14 protein-coding genes and 1 pseudogene are annotated in these 17,099 nt (G+C 61.8%); 8 read left to right on the top strand and 7 right to left on the bottom strand.

Annotated elements, in window-relative coordinates; all coding sequences use genetic code 11:
• Nucleotides 1-73 precede the first annotated feature (73 nt).
• From gpmI to ACQZ40_RS21055, 6 genes are all read right to left on the bottom strand, one after another.
• A complete protein-coding gene (gene gpmI / locus ACQZ40_RS21080) occupies nt 74-1,591 on the bottom strand; it encodes a 2,3-bisphosphoglycerate-independent phosphoglycerate mutase (RefSeq protein ID WP_443407369.1) in 1,518 nt (505 codons plus the stop codon).
• A gap of 347 nt (nt 1,592-1,938) precedes the next feature.
• Nucleotides 1,939-3,207 (bottom strand): dihydrolipoamide acetyltransferase family protein, encoded by a 1,269-nt coding sequence (locus ACQZ40_RS21075; RefSeq protein ID WP_448748605.1) that lies wholly within the window; start codon nt 3,205-3,207, stop codon nt 1,939-1,941.
• 2 nt (nt 3,208-3,209) lie between these two features.
• Complete coding sequence (locus ACQZ40_RS21070; protein ID WP_059753514.1) at nt 3,210-4,223, bottom strand: alpha-ketoacid dehydrogenase subunit beta; 1,014 nt, start codon at nt 4,221-4,223, stop codon at nt 3,210-3,212.
• Nucleotides 4,224-4,226: 3 nt separating this feature from the next.
• Nucleotides 4,227-5,465 (bottom strand): thiamine pyrophosphate-dependent enzyme, encoded by a 1,239-nt coding sequence (locus tag ACQZ40_RS21065; protein ID WP_448748604.1) that lies wholly within the window; start codon nt 5,463-5,465, stop codon nt 4,227-4,229.
• A 44-nt stretch (nt 5,466-5,509) separates the two neighbouring features.
• Entirely contained in the window at nt 5,510-6,637 is a 1,128-nt protein-coding gene (locus tag ACQZ40_RS21060) for an acyl-CoA dehydrogenase family protein (RefSeq protein WP_174036917.1), read from the bottom strand.
• A gap of 12 nt (nt 6,638-6,649) precedes the next feature.
• Nucleotides 6,650-7,765 (bottom strand): acetyl-CoA C-acyltransferase, encoded by a 1,116-nt coding sequence (locus ACQZ40_RS21055; protein ID WP_448748629.1) that lies wholly within the window; start codon nt 7,763-7,765, stop codon nt 6,650-6,652.
• Nucleotides 7,766-7,996: 231 nt separating this feature from the next.
• On the opposite strand from ACQZ40_RS21055, the gene ACQZ40_RS21050 reads away from it, so the two are divergent.
• The 8 genes from ACQZ40_RS21050 (at nt 7,997) to panB (ending at nt 16,881) form a co-directional block, all read left to right on the top strand.
• On the top strand, nt 7,997-8,470 hold the full coding sequence (locus tag ACQZ40_RS21050) for an Lrp/AsnC family transcriptional regulator (protein ID WP_035221263.1): 474 nt from the start codon (nt 7,997-7,999) through the stop codon (nt 8,468-8,470).
• Nucleotides 8,471-8,550: 80 nt separating this feature from the next.
• A complete protein-coding gene (locus tag ACQZ40_RS21045) occupies nt 8,551-9,723 on the top strand; it encodes an isovaleryl-CoA dehydrogenase (protein WP_448748603.1) in 1,173 nt (390 codons plus the stop codon).
• A 7-nt stretch (nt 9,724-9,730) separates the two neighbouring features.
• The gene (locus ACQZ40_RS21040; RefSeq protein WP_448748602.1) at nt 9,731-11,332 is read left to right on the top strand and encodes a carboxyl transferase domain-containing protein; all 1,602 of its coding nucleotides are present in this window, start codon (nt 9,731-9,733) and stop codon (nt 11,330-11,332) included.
• 7 nt (nt 11,333-11,339) lie between these two features.
• Nucleotides 11,340-13,331 (top strand): acetyl-CoA carboxylase biotin carboxylase subunit, encoded by a 1,992-nt coding sequence (locus ACQZ40_RS21035; RefSeq protein WP_448748601.1) that lies wholly within the window; start codon nt 11,340-11,342, stop codon nt 13,329-13,331.
• Between the two features lies 1 nt (nt 13,332).
• The gene (locus ACQZ40_RS21030) at nt 13,333-14,259 is read left to right on the top strand and encodes a hydroxymethylglutaryl-CoA lyase (protein WP_448748600.1); all 927 of its coding nucleotides are present in this window, start codon (nt 13,333-13,335) and stop codon (nt 14,257-14,259) included.
• Nucleotides 14,249-15,019 carry an enoyl-CoA hydratase-related protein gene (locus ACQZ40_RS21025; protein ID WP_125145838.1) on the top strand — a complete coding sequence of 257 codons (771 nt, stop codon included), beginning with the start codon at nt 14,249-14,251 and terminating at the stop codon, nt 15,017-15,019. Before ACQZ40_RS21030 ends, ACQZ40_RS21025 begins: the two co-directional genes overlap by 11 nt.
• Before the next feature lie 147 nt (nt 15,020-15,166).
• On the top strand, nt 15,167-16,045 hold the full coding sequence (panC, locus tag ACQZ40_RS21020; protein ID WP_448748599.1) for a pantoate--beta-alanine ligase: 879 nt from the start codon (nt 15,167-15,169) through the stop codon (nt 16,043-16,045).
• Nucleotides 16,042-16,881, top strand: coding sequence for a 3-methyl-2-oxobutanoate hydroxymethyltransferase (gene panB / locus ACQZ40_RS21015; protein WP_125145840.1), 840 nt, complete (start codon nt 16,042-16,044; stop codon nt 16,879-16,881). Before panC ends, panB begins: the two co-directional genes overlap by 4 nt.
• A gap of 82 nt (nt 16,882-16,963) precedes the next feature.
• On the opposite strand, the pseudogene ACQZ40_RS21010 reads toward panB, so the two are convergent.
• Nucleotides 16,964-17,099: pseudogene (locus ACQZ40_RS21010) on the bottom strand (IS4 family transposase); the annotation flags it as partial.

The following is a 17,099-nucleotide window of genomic DNA, read 5'->3' as shown; positions in this document are numbered from 1 at the left end:
GCAAACGCTGGTTCGGCGCGCGGGGAACGGGCAGTCGCGCGGGGCTGGAACGCTCCCGCGCGACGGCGTGTGATTAGAGGTCGATCAGGCTTTTGCCCGTCATTTCCGGCGGCAGCGGCACATTCATCAGTTGCAGCAAGGTGGGGGCGACATCGGCGAGAATGCCGTCATGCAGCTTCGCACCTTCCGGGCCACCGAAAAGGATCACCGGCACCGGATTGGTGGTGTGCGCCGTATGCGGGCCACCGGTCACCGGGTCAACCATGGTTTCGCAATTGCCGTGGTCGGCAATGACAAGCATCGCGCCACCCACTTTTTCGAGGGCGGCAACGACCGCACCAAGCCCACGATCCACGGCTTCACAGGCCTTGATTGCGGCCTGAAGGTCGCCGGTATGACCGACCATATCGGGGTTGGCGTAATTGGTGACGATCAGATCGTAACCCTTGCCGATCGCCTCGACGAATTTTTCCGTTACTTCCGGCGCGCTCATCTCCGGCTGCAGATCGTAGGTCGCAACCTTCGGGGATTTCGGCATGAAGCGGTCTTCGCCGACTTCCGGCTCTTCCTTGCCGCCATTCAGGAAGAAGGTGACATGCGGATATTTTTCCGTCTCGGCAAGGCGGAACTGCGTGAGCCCCTGCTTCGCCACCCATGCGCCCAGCGTATTGACGATATCGCGCTTGGGATAGGCCGTGGTCATGAAATCATTGTGCCGGGTGGAATATTCCACCATGCCGAGCAGCGCCGAAAGGACTGGCTTTTCGCGCGAAAAACCGTCGAAATCGTCCGCCCCTATGGCAAGCAGGATTTCACGGGCACGGTCGGCGCGGAAATTCAGGCAGAACAGGCCGTCGCCGGCCTTGAAGCCCTCATAGCCGTCGATCACCGTCGGCAGGATGAATTCGTCGGTGACGTTGTTTTTGTAGCTCTGGGCAACGGCGCTCACTGCATCGCGCGCATGTTCGCCTTTCGCCAGAACCATGGCGTCATAGGCTTTCTCGACGCGCTCCCAGCGATTGTCGCGATCCATCGCATAATAGCGGCCGATTACCGTGCCGATGCTTGCCCCCTGCGGCAGGCTTGCCACCAGCGCAGCCACAAAATCTTCAGCCGATTGCGGCGCGACATCGCGGCCGTCGGTGATGGCATGTACCACCACCTTCAGGCCGTGGCTGATCATCAGCTTCACCGCCGCCTGGCCGTGGAGGATATGGCCATGGACGCCGCCATCGGAAACGACGCACATCAGATGCGCCACACCACCCGCGGCCTTCACCGTGGCGGCGAAATCGAGCATCGCCGCATTGCGGAAAAAGCTGCCGTCCTCGATGGCCAGATCGATCTGGCCGAGATCCATGGCGACGATGCGGCCAGCGCCGATATTGGTGTGGCCGACTTCCGAATTGCCCATCTGCCCGGTGGGCAGGCCGACATTCGGGCCAAAAGTGGTGAGCCTCGCATTCGGGCAGGTGGCGAAAAGGCGGTCCATGGTGGGCGTATTCGCCAGCACCGGCGCATTGCTGGATGTGTCCTCGTTCAGCCCCCAGCCATCGAGAATAGTCAGGACAACGGGTTTAGGAGTGCGCATGGGAGAACCTTCTTCTTCATTCGGTTGCCGGCGGAGGGCGGACCGCCGGGCACCGGAGCGCCCTCTTCCGCCACTATGATCATGATGAGAAAACATGCTTCTCGTTCTTCTCTTCTATACCCGAAGATGACGAACGCAAGCCTATACAGACAGCGAAACAGTTCCGTGAAGGTCGAAAACGCGAGCTACGAAATGCGGTCATGACACGCATACACTCTCATTCCTGTGCTCGTCACAGGAATCCAGCCGACGCGCGTCTGCGCGGTGGAGAGAGTCCTTTCAGCCCAAAGACTTGAGCAGGCTGGATCCCTGTGACGAGCACAGGGATGAGGGAGCACGGATCGCCTTCACTCGATGAAAATAAGCGCGGGCTTCTCCAGCAATGCCTTGACGGCCTGGATGAAGACCGCCGCATCCCACCCATCGACAACCCGGTGATCGAAGCTCGATGAGAGGTTCATCATCTTGCGCGGCACAAACCGTGTCCCGTCCCAGACCGGACGCGTCATGATCTTGTTGACGCCGATGATCGCCACTTCGGGGTGATTGATGATGGGTGTCGAGACCACACCGCCCAAGGCTCCCAGCGAACTGATGGTGATCGTGGAGCCCATCAGCTCTTCCCGATGGGCCGTGCCGGTGCGGGCGGCTTCGGCGACGCGTGCGACTTCGCCCGCGCATTCCCAAAGACCGAGCGTTTCCGTGTGGCGCACGACCGGAACGGTGAGGCCCGACGGCGTCTGCGTGGCGATGCCGATATGAACCGCTTCATAGTGGCTGACGACCCCTTTGTCGTCGTCGAAGGTGGCATTCATGCCGGGATGATCGGCAACGGCCTTCACCAGCGCGCGCATCAGGAACGGCAGGATCGTGAGCTTCGGTTGCCCGGAACGGCGGTTGCCGTTCATGGTCGCGCGCAAATCCTCCAGATCGGTCACGTCGACTTCCTCGACATAGGTGATGTGGGGAATACGGGAGGCGGAGAGCACCATCTTCTCGGCAATCTTGCGCCTGAGCCCGGTCACCTTCACCTCCTCGACAGCGCTATCGTGGGGCGCTATCGGCTCGGGGCGTTCCGGCCGTCCCCGCACGGTTAAAAACCCGTCGAGATCGGCATGGGTGATATGCCCGTCGGGGCCTGTTCCCTTGACCTTGGTGAGATCGATATCGAGATCGTCGGCGCGCTGGCGAACGGCGGGAGACGCCAACGGTTTATGATGCGGTTCGGCGGCGGGCGCCGGCGGCGCCTCGGGTTCTCGCGCCGTCGGCTGGGCTTCAACAGGTGGTGGCGTGTCCGTCATGTCGGCAGGCGCTTCCGTCATCTGGGTGGGCGCTTCCGCTTCCGGCACGCTGCCATTGGGAGCGGCGGCCGCGACATCGGTTTCGATGCGCAGGAGCGGCGCCTTCACCGGCACAGTATTTCCTACCGTCACGGCAAGCCAGGTGACGACGCCCGCCACCGGGGATGGGATTTCCACAGTCGCCTTGTCCGTCATCACCGCGGCCAGCACCATGTCCTCATGGACGATATCGCCCGGTTTGACGTTCCATTCCACCAGTTCGGCTTCCGCCACACCTTCACCGACATCAGGCATCGTGAGAACAAATTCCGCCATAATCAGGCCTCCATGACTTCGACAAGGGCGCGCCCGACACGGGCAGGTCCCGGAAAATAGTCCCACTCCTGCGCATGCGGGTAAGGCGTATCCCAGCCCGCGACGCGGACGACGGGGGCCTCAAGGTGATAAAAACAATGTTCCTGCACCAGCGACACGACTTCGGCCCCGAAGCCGGAGGTCAACGTCGCCTCATGCACCATGACGCAGCGGCCGGTCTTGGAGACGGACTTCACGATGGTATCGAGATCGAGCGGCAGCAGGCTGCGAAGGTCGATGATCTCGGCATCCACACCCGTCTCTTCCGCCGCCGCCAGCGCCACATGCACCATGGTGCCATAAGCGATGACGGTGACAGCGTTTCCGGGACGGCGTATCTCCGCCTTGCCGATGGGAATGGTGTAGTGCCCTTCCGGCACCTCCCCCATCTCGTGTTTGGACCAGGGCGTTACCGGCCGGTCGTGATGCCCGTCGAAGGGACCGTTATAAAGCCGCTTCGGCTCCAGAAACATCACCGGGTCGGGGTCTTCAATGGAGGCGATCAGCAGCCCCTTGGCGTCATAGGGATTGGAAGGGACGACCACCTTCAGCCCGCAGACATGGGTGAAAAGCGCTTCCGGGCTCTGACTGTGCGTCTGCCCGCCAAAAATGCCCCCGCCGGTCGGCATTCTGAGAACGATGGGGCAGGTGAAATCGCCATTGGAGCGATAGCGGATACGCGCCGCCTCCTGGGTGATCTGATCATAGGCGGGATACATGTAATCGGCGAACTGGATTTCGACACAGGGGCGCAGGCCATAAGCGGCCATGCCGATGGCGGTGCCGACAATGCCGGATTCGCTGATCGGAGCATCGAAACAGCGGGTCTTGCCGTATTTTCCCTGCAGCCCCTGCGTGGCGCGGAACACGCCGCCGAAATAGCCCACATCCTCGCCGAACACCACGACATCGTCGCTGCGCTCCATGGACACATCCATGGCGCTGCGGACGGCTTCAATCATCGTCATTCTTGCCATGTCTTACCATCCTGCCTTCTGGCGCTGGCGGACGAGATGCGGTGGCATCTCGGCGTAGACGCCTTCGAAAATATCCTTTTTCGGCGGTTTTTTGCCCTCATGCAGTGTGCCGTGGCTTTCTGCCTCGCGCTGCGCCTCAAGCACCTCATCGGCGATTTCCGCCTCCGTCTGCCGGTGCCTTTCCTCCGACCAGACGCCGCGCAGGATGAGGTGTTTTTTGAGCCTCAGAACCGGGTCGCCCAGCGGCCATGCCTCGGATTCCGTCTTAGGGCGGTAAGCGCTCGGATCGTCCGACGTGGAATGGGCGCCGACACGATAGGTCACATATTCGATCAGCGTCGGGCCGAGATTGCGGCGCGCCCGTTCCACCGCCCAGCGCGCCACGGCATAAACGGCGAGATAATCATTGCCGTCGACCCGAAGTGCGGGAATGCCGAAGCCCAGCCCGCGTGCCGCAAAGGTGCCGGAGCCGCCGCGCGCAATGCCCTGAAAGGTGGAAATCGCCCATTGATTGTTGACGATATTGAGAACCACCGGGGCCTTGTAGGTGGAGGCAAAGACCATTGCCGAGTGAAAATCCGACTCTGCCGTCGAACCGTCGCCGATCCAGGCGGCTGCGATCTTCGTATCGCCCTTGATGGCCGACGCCATCGCCCAGCCGACCGCCTGCACATATTGCGTGGCGAGATTGCCGGAGACGGTGAAAAAACCATGCTCCTTCGAGGAATAAAGCACCGGCAACTGACGACCATGCAGTGGATCCAGTTCGTTGGAATAGATCTGGTTCATCATGGTGACGAGCGGATAATCATCGGCGATCAGTAAGCCCGCCTGCCGGTAGGTCGGGAAATTCATGTCGCCCTTGGAAAGCGCCTTGCGGAAGGCGCAGCTCACCGCCTCTTCACCCAGATGCTGCATGTAGAAGGAGGTCTTGCCCTGACGCTGCGCCATCAGCATGCGCGCATCGAAAGCCCGAAGCCGCATCATGTTTTTGAGGCCTACCAGCAAGTCTTCATCCGAAAGCAGCCCGGCCCAGGGCCCGACGGCCTCGCCCTGGTGATTGAGGACGCGAATGATCGAATAGGCGAGATCGCGCATGCTTTCCGGCGCGGCGTCAACCTCCGGGCGCGGCACGGAACCGGCCTTGGGTATTCTCACATTGGAGAAATCCGGCTCCCCGCCGGGCCGCACCGCAGGTTCGGGAACATGCAGGCTGAGACGTGGCGTTTCGGTTATATCCATTCTACTCCTCCCGTCGCGATCTCCTCCAGACCGCGAAACAACTCTCAAAGGTTCCGCGCGATCACCATCCGCTGGACATCGCTGGTTCCCTCGTAAATCTGGCAGATGCGCACATCACGATAGATCCGCTCCACCGGATAATCCGCCATGTAGCCGTAACCGCCGTGAATCTGGATGGCGTCCGAGCAGACGCGCTCGGCCATTTCGGAGGCGAAGAGCTTGGCCATCGAGGCCTCCGAAAGACAGGGCTCTCCCGCCTCCTTCAGCGCCGCCGCATGCAACACCAGTTGCCGCGCCGCCTCAATGCGCGTCGCCATGTCCGCGAGGCGAAACGCCACCGCCTGATGCTCCACGATTGCCTGCCCGAAGGCCTTGCGCTCGCGGGCATAATCCCGCGCCGCCTCGAAGGCGGCCTGCGCCATGCCGACCGCCTGCGCGGCGATGCCGATGCGCCCACCTTCCAGATTGGCAAGCGCGATGCGATACCCCTGCCCCTCTTCGCCCAGCCGCAATTCGGCCGGGACCGCCATCTCGGTGAAAGCGATCTGGCAGGTATCGGATGAATGCAGGCCGAGCTTTTCTTCGACCCTTATGACCTCGTAACCCGGCGTATCGGTCGGCACGATGAACGCGCTGATGCCCTTCTTGCCCGCCTCCGCATCGGTAACTGCAAAGACGATGACGACATCGCCATTTTTACCCGAGGTGATGAATTGCTTCGCGCCATCGAGAATATATCGGTCGCCATCGCGCCGGGCGCGGGTCTTGAGGTTGGACGCATCTGAACCGGCCTGCGGTTCGGTCAGCGCAAAACCACCGATCCATTCGCCGGAGGCCAGTTTCGGCAGGAAACGCTGCTTCTGGTCTTCGGTCCCGAATTTCAGGATCGGCACGCAACCGACCGAATTATGCACACTCATGATGGTGGAACAGGCGCCGTCGCCGGCAGCGATTTCCTCCAGCGCCAGAGCATAAGCGACGGCACCGGTTTCCGAGCCGCCATAGTCCTCGGAGACCAGCATTCCGAGGAAGCCGAGGTCTCCCATCTCCTTCAGTTCGTCTTTCGGGAACCGGCTTTCCCGGTCACGCGAAGCAGCCCCAGGGGCGAGCCGCTCGCGGGCGAAATCGCGGGCCATGCCCCTGATCTGCTGCTGGGCTTCGTTCAGGATCATCGCCGCCTCCCCTTAATATCGCTCTATGCCGAGCGCGGTTGCTTCGCCGCCGCCGATGCAGACGGCGGCCACGCCGCGCTTCAGCCCTTGGCGCTGCAAAGCGGCCAGCAGGGTGACGACGATCCTCGCGCCGGAAGCGCCGATGGGATGGCCGAGCGCACACGCCCCGCCGTGCACATTCACCTTCTCATGCGGCAGATCGAGATCGCGCATTGCCGCCATCGCCACCACGGCAAAGGCCTCGTTGATTTCGAACAGATCGACATCCTTCGCCGCCCAGCCGGTTTTATCGAACAGCTTTTTCATCGCGCCGATGGGAGCCGTTGGATATCCGGCGGGTGCATCCGCATAAGAGGTTTGGCCGATAATGGTCGCCAGCGGTGAAAGGCCCCGCCTTTCCGCTTCGGAGCGACGCATGAGAACGAGAGCGGCAGCGCCATCGGAAATCGAACTGGAATTGGCCGCCGTCACCGTTCCGCCATCGCGGAAGGCGGGCTTCAGTTGCGGGATCTTTTCCGGCTTCGCCTTGCCCGGCTGCTCGTCCACGGCAACATCGCCGAGAGGCGCGATCTCCGCTTCGAAAGCCCCCTCAGCGATGGCACGCCGGGCGCGCTCCAGCGAGGTCAGCGCATAGTCATCCTGCATGGCACGGGTGAATTGGTAGGCTTCAGCACAATCTTCCGCGAAAGTGCCCATCAGCCGACCCTTGTCATGAGCGTCTTCGAGGCCATCCAAAAACATGTGGTCAGTGAGCTTGCCGTGGCCGAGACGATAGCCGTTCCGGGCGCGATCCAAGAGATAGGGCGCATTGCTCATGCTTTCCATACCGCCCGCAAGTACGATGGAAGAGCTTCCCGCCGCAAGCTGGTCATGCGCCAGCATGATCGCCTTCATACCAGAGCCGCACATCTTGTTGATGGTCGTCGCGCCAACCGAGTTGGGGATTCCGGCGGCAATGGCCGCCTGTCTGGCCGGAGCCTGCCCCTGCCCGGCCGTAAGCACACAGCCCATCAGCACATCGTCAATATCAGTGGGTGGAACCGCAGCCCGTTCGACGGCCGCACGGATCGCCGCCGCACCGAGATCGGGCGCGGCCACCGATTTGAATTCGCCCTGGAACCCACCCATAGCAGTACGGGCGGCCCCAACGATCACGACAGGGTCATGCACAGCCAAATTCACCTCCCTTGGCCATTCTACCGCTTGAGAGAACGACCGTCATCGCAATCTCCTCCAGACCGCGACTGAGGTGAACGCTATCACTATCTCGAATTCATTTCAAAGCTATTTTGATTGACAGTTTTTTGATTGGCGATATCTTTGATCCAACAATTAGTCATATCATAGAGCAAATGATCCATGATTGAGCTCGACAGTTTCGACCGCAAGATTCTGCATGTGCTCGGCGATGACGGACGGGTGAGCTGGCGTGACCTGGCAGCGCGGATAGGTCTTTCCTTCACGCCGACGCTTCGACGTGTGCGCAAGCTGGAAGAGGAAGGCATCATTCGCGGTTATACTGCCGTGTTCGATGAGAACCGGCTGCTCGGCAATATGGGCGTCTTCATCTCCGTCACGCTGGAACGGCAGATCAAGGAAGCGCTGACGACCTTCGAACACCATGTCGCCTCCATTCCGGAAGTGGTGGGCGGTTATCAGACCAGCGGCAGTTCCGATTATCTGATACACGCCATGGTGCGGGATTTGCCGCATTATCAGGAGCTTCTGGATTTCCTGACCACGGTTCCCGGCGTGTCGCGCATCCAGTCCAATTTCGCCATCAAGACATTCGTGCGCCGTTCCGCCGCCTTCACCGGGGGTGACGCGCCGTAATCGAGGGTTGCCGGCGCGGAGGAGGTGCCGGCTGCTGATAAAAGGGACGGCGGCAAGGGCCGTCCGGAGGAGGAGACGCGATGAGTTTGGACCTCGCCGCCATTTTCGATGCCGATCTCGGCCCGGAAATCGCAGCATTGCGCGACAGCGCAAGCGCATTCGCAGAGGATAAAATTGCCCCCTTGGCGGCAGAGATCGACCGCGACGACCGTTTTCCACGTAAGCTCTGGCCGGAAATGGGCCAGCTCGGTCTGCACGGCATCACGGTTTCAGAAGAATTCGGCGGTGCCGACATGGGCTATCTCGCCCATTGCGTCGCGATGGAAGAGATAAGCCGGGCTTCCGCTTCCATCGGCCTTTCCTATGGCGCCCATTCCAACCTCTGCATCAACCAGATCCACCGCTGGGGAACGCAAGAGCAGAAGCACAGATATCTGCCGAAGTTGGTCTCCGGCGAGCATGTCGGTTCACTCGCCATGAGCGAGACTGGGGCCGGTTCGGATGTCGTCTCAATGCGGCTGAAGGCGGAGCGCAAAGGCGACCGCTATGTGCTGAACGGCGCGAAAATGTGGATCACCAACGGCCACGAGGCCGATACGCTGGTGGTTTACGCCAAGACGGATATGTCCGCCGGCCCTCGCGGTATCACGGCCTTCCTGATCGAAAAGAGCTTCAAGGGGTTTCGCCCCGCCCAGAAACTCGACAAGCTCGGCATGCGCGGCTCACCCACTTCGGAACTGGTGTTCGAAGATTGCGAGGTGCCGGAAGAGAACATCCTCGGCCGCCTCAATGACGGCGTGACGGTGCTGATGAGCGGGCTGGATTATGAGCGCGCCGTGCTGGCCGCCGGCCCGGTCGGCATCATGCAGGCGGCCATCGACCTGGTGCTGCCCTATGCGCGTGAGCGTAAGCAGTTCGGCAAACCCATCGGCGAATTCCAGCTGGTGCAGGGCAAGCTTGCCGATATCTATTCGGCCATGAATGCGTCGCGCGCCTATGTCTATGCCGTTGCCCGCGCTTGCGACAATGGCCGCATCACAAGACAGGATGCGGCGGGCGCGATCCTCTTCGCCGCCGAACGGGCGACGCAGGTGGCCCTGGATGCCATCCAGCTTCTCGGCGGCTCCGGTTATGTCAATGAAAGCCCGGCCGGAAGGCTGCTGCGCGACGCCAAGCTTTATGAGATCGGCGCAGGCACCAGCGAAATTCGCCGGATGCTGATCGGCCGCGAACTGGTCAAGGGCAACGGGTGAGGACACGATGAAGCTTACTTCAAGTCTGAACCGCGACCCGACCTTCGCTGCCAATGTCGATTTCATGTCGGGGCTGGTGGATGACCTGCGCCAACACGTCGAAAAAATCTCCAGAGGCGGCGGCGACAAGGCCCGTGAACGGCATCTTTCCCGCGGCAAATTGCTGGCGCGCGACCGGATCGAAGCCCTTCTCGATCCCGGCAGCCCGTTTCTCGAATTCTCGCAATTCGCGGCATACGAGGTCTATGACGAACCCGTTCCCGCCGCCGGCATCGTCACCGGCATCGGCCGGGTCTCCGGCCGCGAATGTGTGATCGTCGCCAATGATGCGACGGTAAAGGGCGGCACCTATTATCCGCTGACGGTGAAGAAACATCTGCGCGCGCAGGAAATCGCCACGGAGAACCGCCTGCCCTGCATTTACCTCGTGGATTCCGGCGGCGCGAACCTGCCTAATCAGGACGAAGTATTTCCCGACCGCGATCATTTCGGCCGCATCTTCTACAATCAGGCCAATATGTCGGCGCAGGGCATCGCCCAGATTGCCGTGGTGATGGGCAGTTGCACGGCGGGCGGGGCCTATGTGCCCGCCATGAGCGACCAGTCCGTCATCGTCAAAAATCAGGGCACGATCTTTCTCGGCGGCCCGCCACTGGTGAAGGCCGCAACCGGCGAGGTGGTGAGTGCGGAAGAGCTGGGCGGCGCGGATGTGCATTCGCGGCAATCCGGCGTCACCGATCATTATGCCCACGACGACCGCCACGCGCTGGCACTGACCCGACGGATCGTTTCCACCCTCAATCGTCGCAAGCAGATGGAACTCGATATCCGCGAACCGGTGGAGCCGCTTTATCCGGCTGAAGAGCTTTATGGCATCGTTCCCGCCGATACGAGAAAACCCTTCGAGGTGCGCGAGATCATCGCGCGTCTGGTGGACGGTTCCGAATTCGATGAGTTCAAGGCGCTTTACGGCACGACTTTGGTCTGCGGTTTTGCCCATATCCACGGTTATCCTGTCGGCATCATCGCCAATAACGGCATCCTGTTTTCGGAATCGGCGCTGAAGGGCGCGCATTTCATCGAACTCTGCTGCCAGCGCGGCATCCCGCTGGTTTTCCTGCAAAACATCACCGGCTTCATGGTCGGCAAGGCCTATGAGGCTGGTGGTATCGCCAAGGATGGCGCAAAGCTCGTGACTGCGGTCGCTTCAGCCAAAGTGCCGAAATTCACCGTCATCATCGGCGGCTCGTTCGGGGCCGGTAATTACGGCATGTGCGGGCGGGCCTATTCACCGCGCTTTTTGTGGATGTGGCCGAATGCCCGCATTTCCGTGATGGGCGGCGAACAGGCAGCCTCCGTTCTGGCGCAAATCCGCCTCGACGGCATCGAGGCCGATGGCCGCCACTGGTCGAAGGAAGGCGAAGAGGCGTTCAAACAGCCGATCCGGGAAAAATACGAGCGGGAGGGCCATCCCTATTATGCCAGCGCGCGACTTTGGGACGATGGCATCATCGACCCGAAGGATACCCGTCTGGTACTCGGCCTCGGGCTTTCCGCCGCGCTCAACGCGCCGATAGAACCCACCCGTTTTGGCATATTCAGGATGTGAGGCGACGATGTTCTCGAAAATTCTGATCGCCAATCGCGGCGAAATCGCCTGCCGCATCATCCGCACCGCCGCCAAGTTGGGTATCCGCACCGTCGCAGTCTATTCGGACGCCGACCGTGACGCCATGCATGTGGCGCTTGCCGACGAGGCCATCGCCATTGGCGCAGCACCCGCGCGGGCCTCCTATCTCGACGGCGAAAAAATCATCGCCGCCGCAAAAGCCTGCGGCGCGCAGGCAATTCATCCGGGTTACGGTTTCCTTTCGGAAAATGCCGGCTTCGCCGAAGCATGCGCCGCCGCCGATCTCGTATTCATTGGCCCGCCGGCAGCGGCAATTCGCGCCATGGGTGGGAAAAGCGAGGCGAAGGCGCTGATGGCAAAGGCCGGCGTTCCGGTTGTTCCCGGTTATCACGGTGACGAACAATCGGAGAAACGACTGGCAAGCGAGGCCGACAAGATCGGTTATCCGGTGCTGCTCAAGGCCTCGGCCGGCGGCGGCGGCAAGGGCATGCGCATCGTCCGGCAAAAGCGCGACTTCGCAGCGGAGCTTGCCGGCGCAAAACGCGAAGCGCTGGCCGCTTTCGGCAATGACCGCATGCTGATCGAAAAATACCTTGAACGGCCGCGCCATGTGGAAGTGCAGGTCTTTGCCGACGGCCACGGCAAGTGTGTTTCGCTTTTCGAGCGCGATTGCTCGATCCAGCGCCGGCACCAGAAGGTCATAGAGGAAGCCCCTGCCCCCGGCCTGCCCGACGCACTTCGGCAGCGCATGTATGAAGCGGCGGTCGCCGCCGCCCGCGCCATCGATTATCGCGGCGCGGGAACGGTGGAATTCCTGCTCGACCCTTCCGGCGACTTCTATTTCATGGAAATGAATACGAGGCTCCAGGTCGAACATCCGGTCACGGAATATATTACCGGTCTCGATCTGGTCGAATGGCAGATCCGCGTCGCCAACGGAGAGGCCCTGCCGGAAGACTGGGCGAATCTGAGCATAAACGGCCATGCCATCGAGGCACGGATTTATGCCGAAGACCCGGCGCATGATTTCCTGCCGTCGATCGGCACCATCAGCCATCTGGTTTTTCCCGATCAGGGCCCTCACGTCCGGATCGACAGCGGCATCCGCGCCGGCGACGCCATCACCGTGCATTACGATCCGATGATCGCCAAGCTGATCGTCTGGGACCGAGATCGCCCCTCGGCGGTGCGGCGTCTGCGGTTGGCGCTCGAAAATCTGGCGATCAGCGGCGTCACCAGCAATGCCGCCTTTCTGACGCGGCTTGCGGGACTGGCGGCCTTCGCGAACGCCGATCTCGATACCGGTTTCATCGCCCGTAACGAAGCGGCGCTGTTTGCTCCGGCAGCAACGGACGGGAACGAGATAGCCATGGCCGCGCTTGGCCTGCTGCTTGCGCGGCAGAAAAACGGAAAGCCAGGTTCGCAGGCCGATCCCCATAGCCCTTGGAACATGACGGCCGCCTTCCGCCTCAACGCGCCAGCGCGGGAAACGCTGTATTTCGTGTTTGACAACCAGCCGCTTGGCGTCGGCGTCACGCATGAGGCGGACGGTTTTTCGCTGGAGATCGACGGACGGGCGATCAGCGCCTATGGCAACCTTTTCGAGGACGGTAAATTCCGTGCGACGGTGGAAGGCAGGAAAAGGCAGGGCCATTTCTTTGCAGAGGATGGCCGGTACGCGCTTTTTCTGGATGGCGAACACTATCGCGTCAGCCAGCCGGATCCCGTCGATATCGCGGATTCCGCTACGCATACCGGCGGTCTGGAAGCACCGATGCCCGGCGTCATCCGCGCCTTGCTGAGCAGCAACGGTGCTGCGGTCGAAGCCGGCGAGGCGCTTGTGGTGATGGAGGCGATGAAAATGGAGCACACGATCCGCGCGCCGGCGAAAGGCACCGTCACGGCCATCAATTGCATTGAGGGCGATATGGTCGCGGCCGGTGCGGTGCTGGTGGATTTCGAGCCGGAGGGCGGGTGAGATGAGCTGGCCCCGAAGGGTAAAAATTGTCGAAGTGGGCGCGCGTGATGGCTTGCAGAACGAAAGCGCCGAGGTTCCAGCCGCCATCAAGATCGAGCTGATCGAACGGCTGGCCGCAGCCGGATTGGCGGCGGTGGAAGCGGGTGCTTTCGTCTCACCCAAAAAAGTGCCGCAAATGGCGGGTTCGAAAGAGGTGTTCCAGGGCCTCGAACGGCGACCCGGCACCGCCTATCCGGCGCTCGTTCCCAATATGAAAGGTTTCGAGGCCGCCCTTGATGCCGGCGTGACGGAAATCGCCGTTTTCGTCTCCGCATCCGAAGGGTTCAGCCAGCACAATATCGGCTGCTCGCGCGCCGAAAGCCTCGAGCGCCTGCGCGATGTCGCATCAGCCGCGGCCGGCCGGAACATCCTCATGCGCGGTTACGTCTCCTGCATAGCCGGCTGCCCCTATGACGGTACGGTTGCACCCGATGAGGTGGCAGCGATGGCCGAGGCGCTCATCGCACTTGGCTGTTACGAAATTTCGCTCGGCGATACGATCGGCGTCGGCACGGCGGACCAGATTCGCAGTCTCATCAAGCGGGTGTCTGCCCGCATCCCGCGTGAAAAACTCGCCATGCATTTCCACGATACCTATGGGCAGGGCGTCGCCAATGTGCTTGCCTCGCTGGATGAAGGTATCTCCGTCTTCGACAGTTCGGTGGCCGGGCTGGGCGGCTGCCCCTTTGCGCCGGGCGCCAGCGGCAACGTCGCCACCGAAGATGTCGTTTATCTGCTGCAGGGGCTTGGCATTAAAACCGGTATCGACCTGATGGCGGTGGCGAAAACCGGAAACTGGATCAGCCGGCATCTCGGCAGACCGAATGCGGCCCGCGCCGGCAAGGCGCTGCTTGCGGCAAGACAGGAAGGTGACGCGCATGGCGAATGAACTGCTGAGCGAAAGGCGCAAGGACGTTCTCTGGCTGACGCTTAACCGGCCGGAAGTACACAATGCCTTGAATGCCGCGATGACGGACGCCCTGACGACGGCCATCCGCGCGGCATCTGGCAACCACGCCCTGCGCGCCGTGGTGATAACGGCCGCGGGAGACCGCAGCTTCTGCTCCGGGGCCGATCTGAAGGAAAGCGCCGGCGGCATGTTCCTCTCGCGGGATGGAACCAACCCTATTGCCGATGTGATGCGTGCCATCGAGGGCTGCGACAGGCCCGTCATCGCCCGCATCAACGGCCGGGTTCTGGCCGGCGGGCTTGGCCTCGTCGCCGCCTGCGATCTCGCCTATGCCGTCGACCATGCCGAATTCGGCCTGCCGGAAGTCCGCGTCGGGCTTTTCCCGGCCATGGTGGCGGCGAAGCTTCTGGCGAAGATACCCCTGAGCCAGCTTCAGGAAATGGCCTATCTTGGAGCCACGATAAACGCCGCTGATGCGGAGCGCCTTGGCCTCGTCAATCGGGCTGTCCCGTCGGACGAACTCGATGTCGTGGTGGAAGATGTTCTCGCCCGCTTGCGGCAGAATGCACCGAGCGCCATCGCGGCCGGAAAGGCGGCGTTGCTGAAGATGCGCGATATGCCCTCCAGCGAGCGGCTCGCCTTTGCCGAAAACGTCATCGCCACAATCAGCAGCAGCAACGAGGCGCGGGAGGGGCGATTGGCCTTTGCCGAAAAAAGGAAACCGCTCTGGGTGGAGTGATCGCCGCCATCTGGCCGAGCACCGGTTTTCTTAAAAGTCGTCATAGGGTTAATCGATAATCCCGATGCGTCCGTTGACCCCGTTCGGCAAATCGAGTTCTATCCAGCACCTTTCGCCGGGCGGCGATTGGGGAGCCGGAGGAGACCCATGCAGCTTGTAAAAACCGTCGAAGAATTGCGGGATGCCACCGCCGCCTTTCGCCGTGCGGGTAAAACCATCGGCTTCGTGCCGACCATGGGCTTTCTCCATATCGGCCATCTGACGCTCGTTGCCCAATCCAAGGCGGAAAACGACGTGACGGTGGTTTCGATCTTCGTCAACCCGCTGCAATTCGGTGCGAATGAGGATCTGGCCCGTTACCCCCGCGATCTCGCCCGGGACAGCGCATTGCTGGAAGAGGCGGGCATCGACATTCTTTTCGCACCAGACGTCTCCGAGATGTATCCGCGCCCGATGCAGACGGTCGTGGATGTGCCCGAACTGGGAAGCCAGCTGGAAGGCGCGGTGCGGCCGGGGCATTTCGCCGGTGTTGCGACCGTCGTGACCAAGCTTTTTAACCTCGTCCAGCCGGACGCCGCCTATTTCGGCGAGAAGGATTATCAGCAGGTAACGCTGATCCGCCGCATGGTCGAGGACCTTGCCCAGCCGGTGCGGGTCGTGCCAGTCGCTACGGTGCGCGAAGCCGATGGGCTGGCCTGTTCGTCACGTAACGTTTATCTGAGCCATGCGGAACGCGCCGCCGCGGTGATCGTGCCGCGCGCACTCGATGAGGCGGAACGGCTTTATGGCGAGGGTTTCGACGACCCCGCCGCATTCGAAGCCGCGATAGAAAAATTCATCGCCGCCGAGCCGCTGGCCTTGCCGGAAGTTGTTGCAGTGCGCGATCCCGATACGCTCGCCCCCGTCGCTTCATTGCAGGCGAGGCCGGTGCTGGTGGCGCTGTTCGTCAGGCTCGGCAGCACGAGGCTCCTCGACAACCGCGTCATCGGGCGCGACAGGATCAATCAACGGGAGGCGGCCGAATGAGCGCCCATGGAAAACACAAGCGGCTGACGACGGCCTCCATTCGGCAGATGAAGGGCGAGGCGCGCATCGTCTGCCTGACCGCCTATACCACGCCGATTGCCCGCCTTCTCGATCCGCATTGCGATCTGCTCCTGGTCGGCGATTCCCTCGGCATGGTGCTTTACGGCATGGACACGACGGTCGGCGTCACGCTGGACATGATGATCGCCCATGGCCGCGCCGTCATGCGCGGCGTCGAACATGCCTGCGTCATCGTCGATCTTCCCTTCGGTACCTATCAGGAATCCAAGGAACAGGCGTTCCGCAATGCCGTGCGATTGATGCAGGAAACCGGCTGCGACGGCGTGAAGCTGGAAGGCGGCGAGGAAATGGCGGAGACCATCGCCTTTCTGGTGGCGCGCGGCATTCCGGTATTCGGCCATGTCGGGCTTATGCCGCAGCTGGTGCACACCGCCGGCGGCTTCCGCTCGCTCGGACATTCGGATGCGGAAACACAAAAAATCTGGCGCGACGCGATTGCGGTCGATCAGGCCGGCGCCTTCGCCATCGTCGTGGAAGGCACCGTCGAGCCGCTCGCCCGCGAACTGACCGAAAAACTCGCCGCACCCACGGTTGGCATTGGCGCATCGCCGGCCTGCGATGGGCAGGTGCTCGTTTCCGACGACATGCTTGGCCTTTTCACCGATTTCAAACCGAAATTCGTCAAGCGTTTCGCCGATCTGGGCCCAGCGGTCTCGGAAGCAGCGGCGGCCTATGCCGATGAAGTTCGCTCGGGGGCCTTTCCCGGGCCGGAGCATACGTTTCAGGTGCGACGGCAATCGCCTTCGGGGAAGTAATGAAGGCGCGCAGCGAGCGGGCGCGCTCGTGACCAACACCTTCACCTGCGTCATGCTCGAGCCTGTCCCACTACTGTCCGGTTTAAATTTGTGGCCATTGGAAGGCCATCTGGTTTTGATTTGTGGGTTTGTCTGGTGGCGGGTTTAGAAGCCGATCGGTGCGTCGCCGGTGCATGAGGTTTGCGCGTACCAGCCGGGCGAAGGCGAGTGGGCTTGGC

The sequence above is a fragment of the Agrobacterium sp. 16-172Ci genome, from assembly GCF_053522725.1.
The sequence above is the reverse complement of the archived record's forward strand: the minus strand, read 5'-3'. Positions and strand labels throughout refer to the sequence as shown.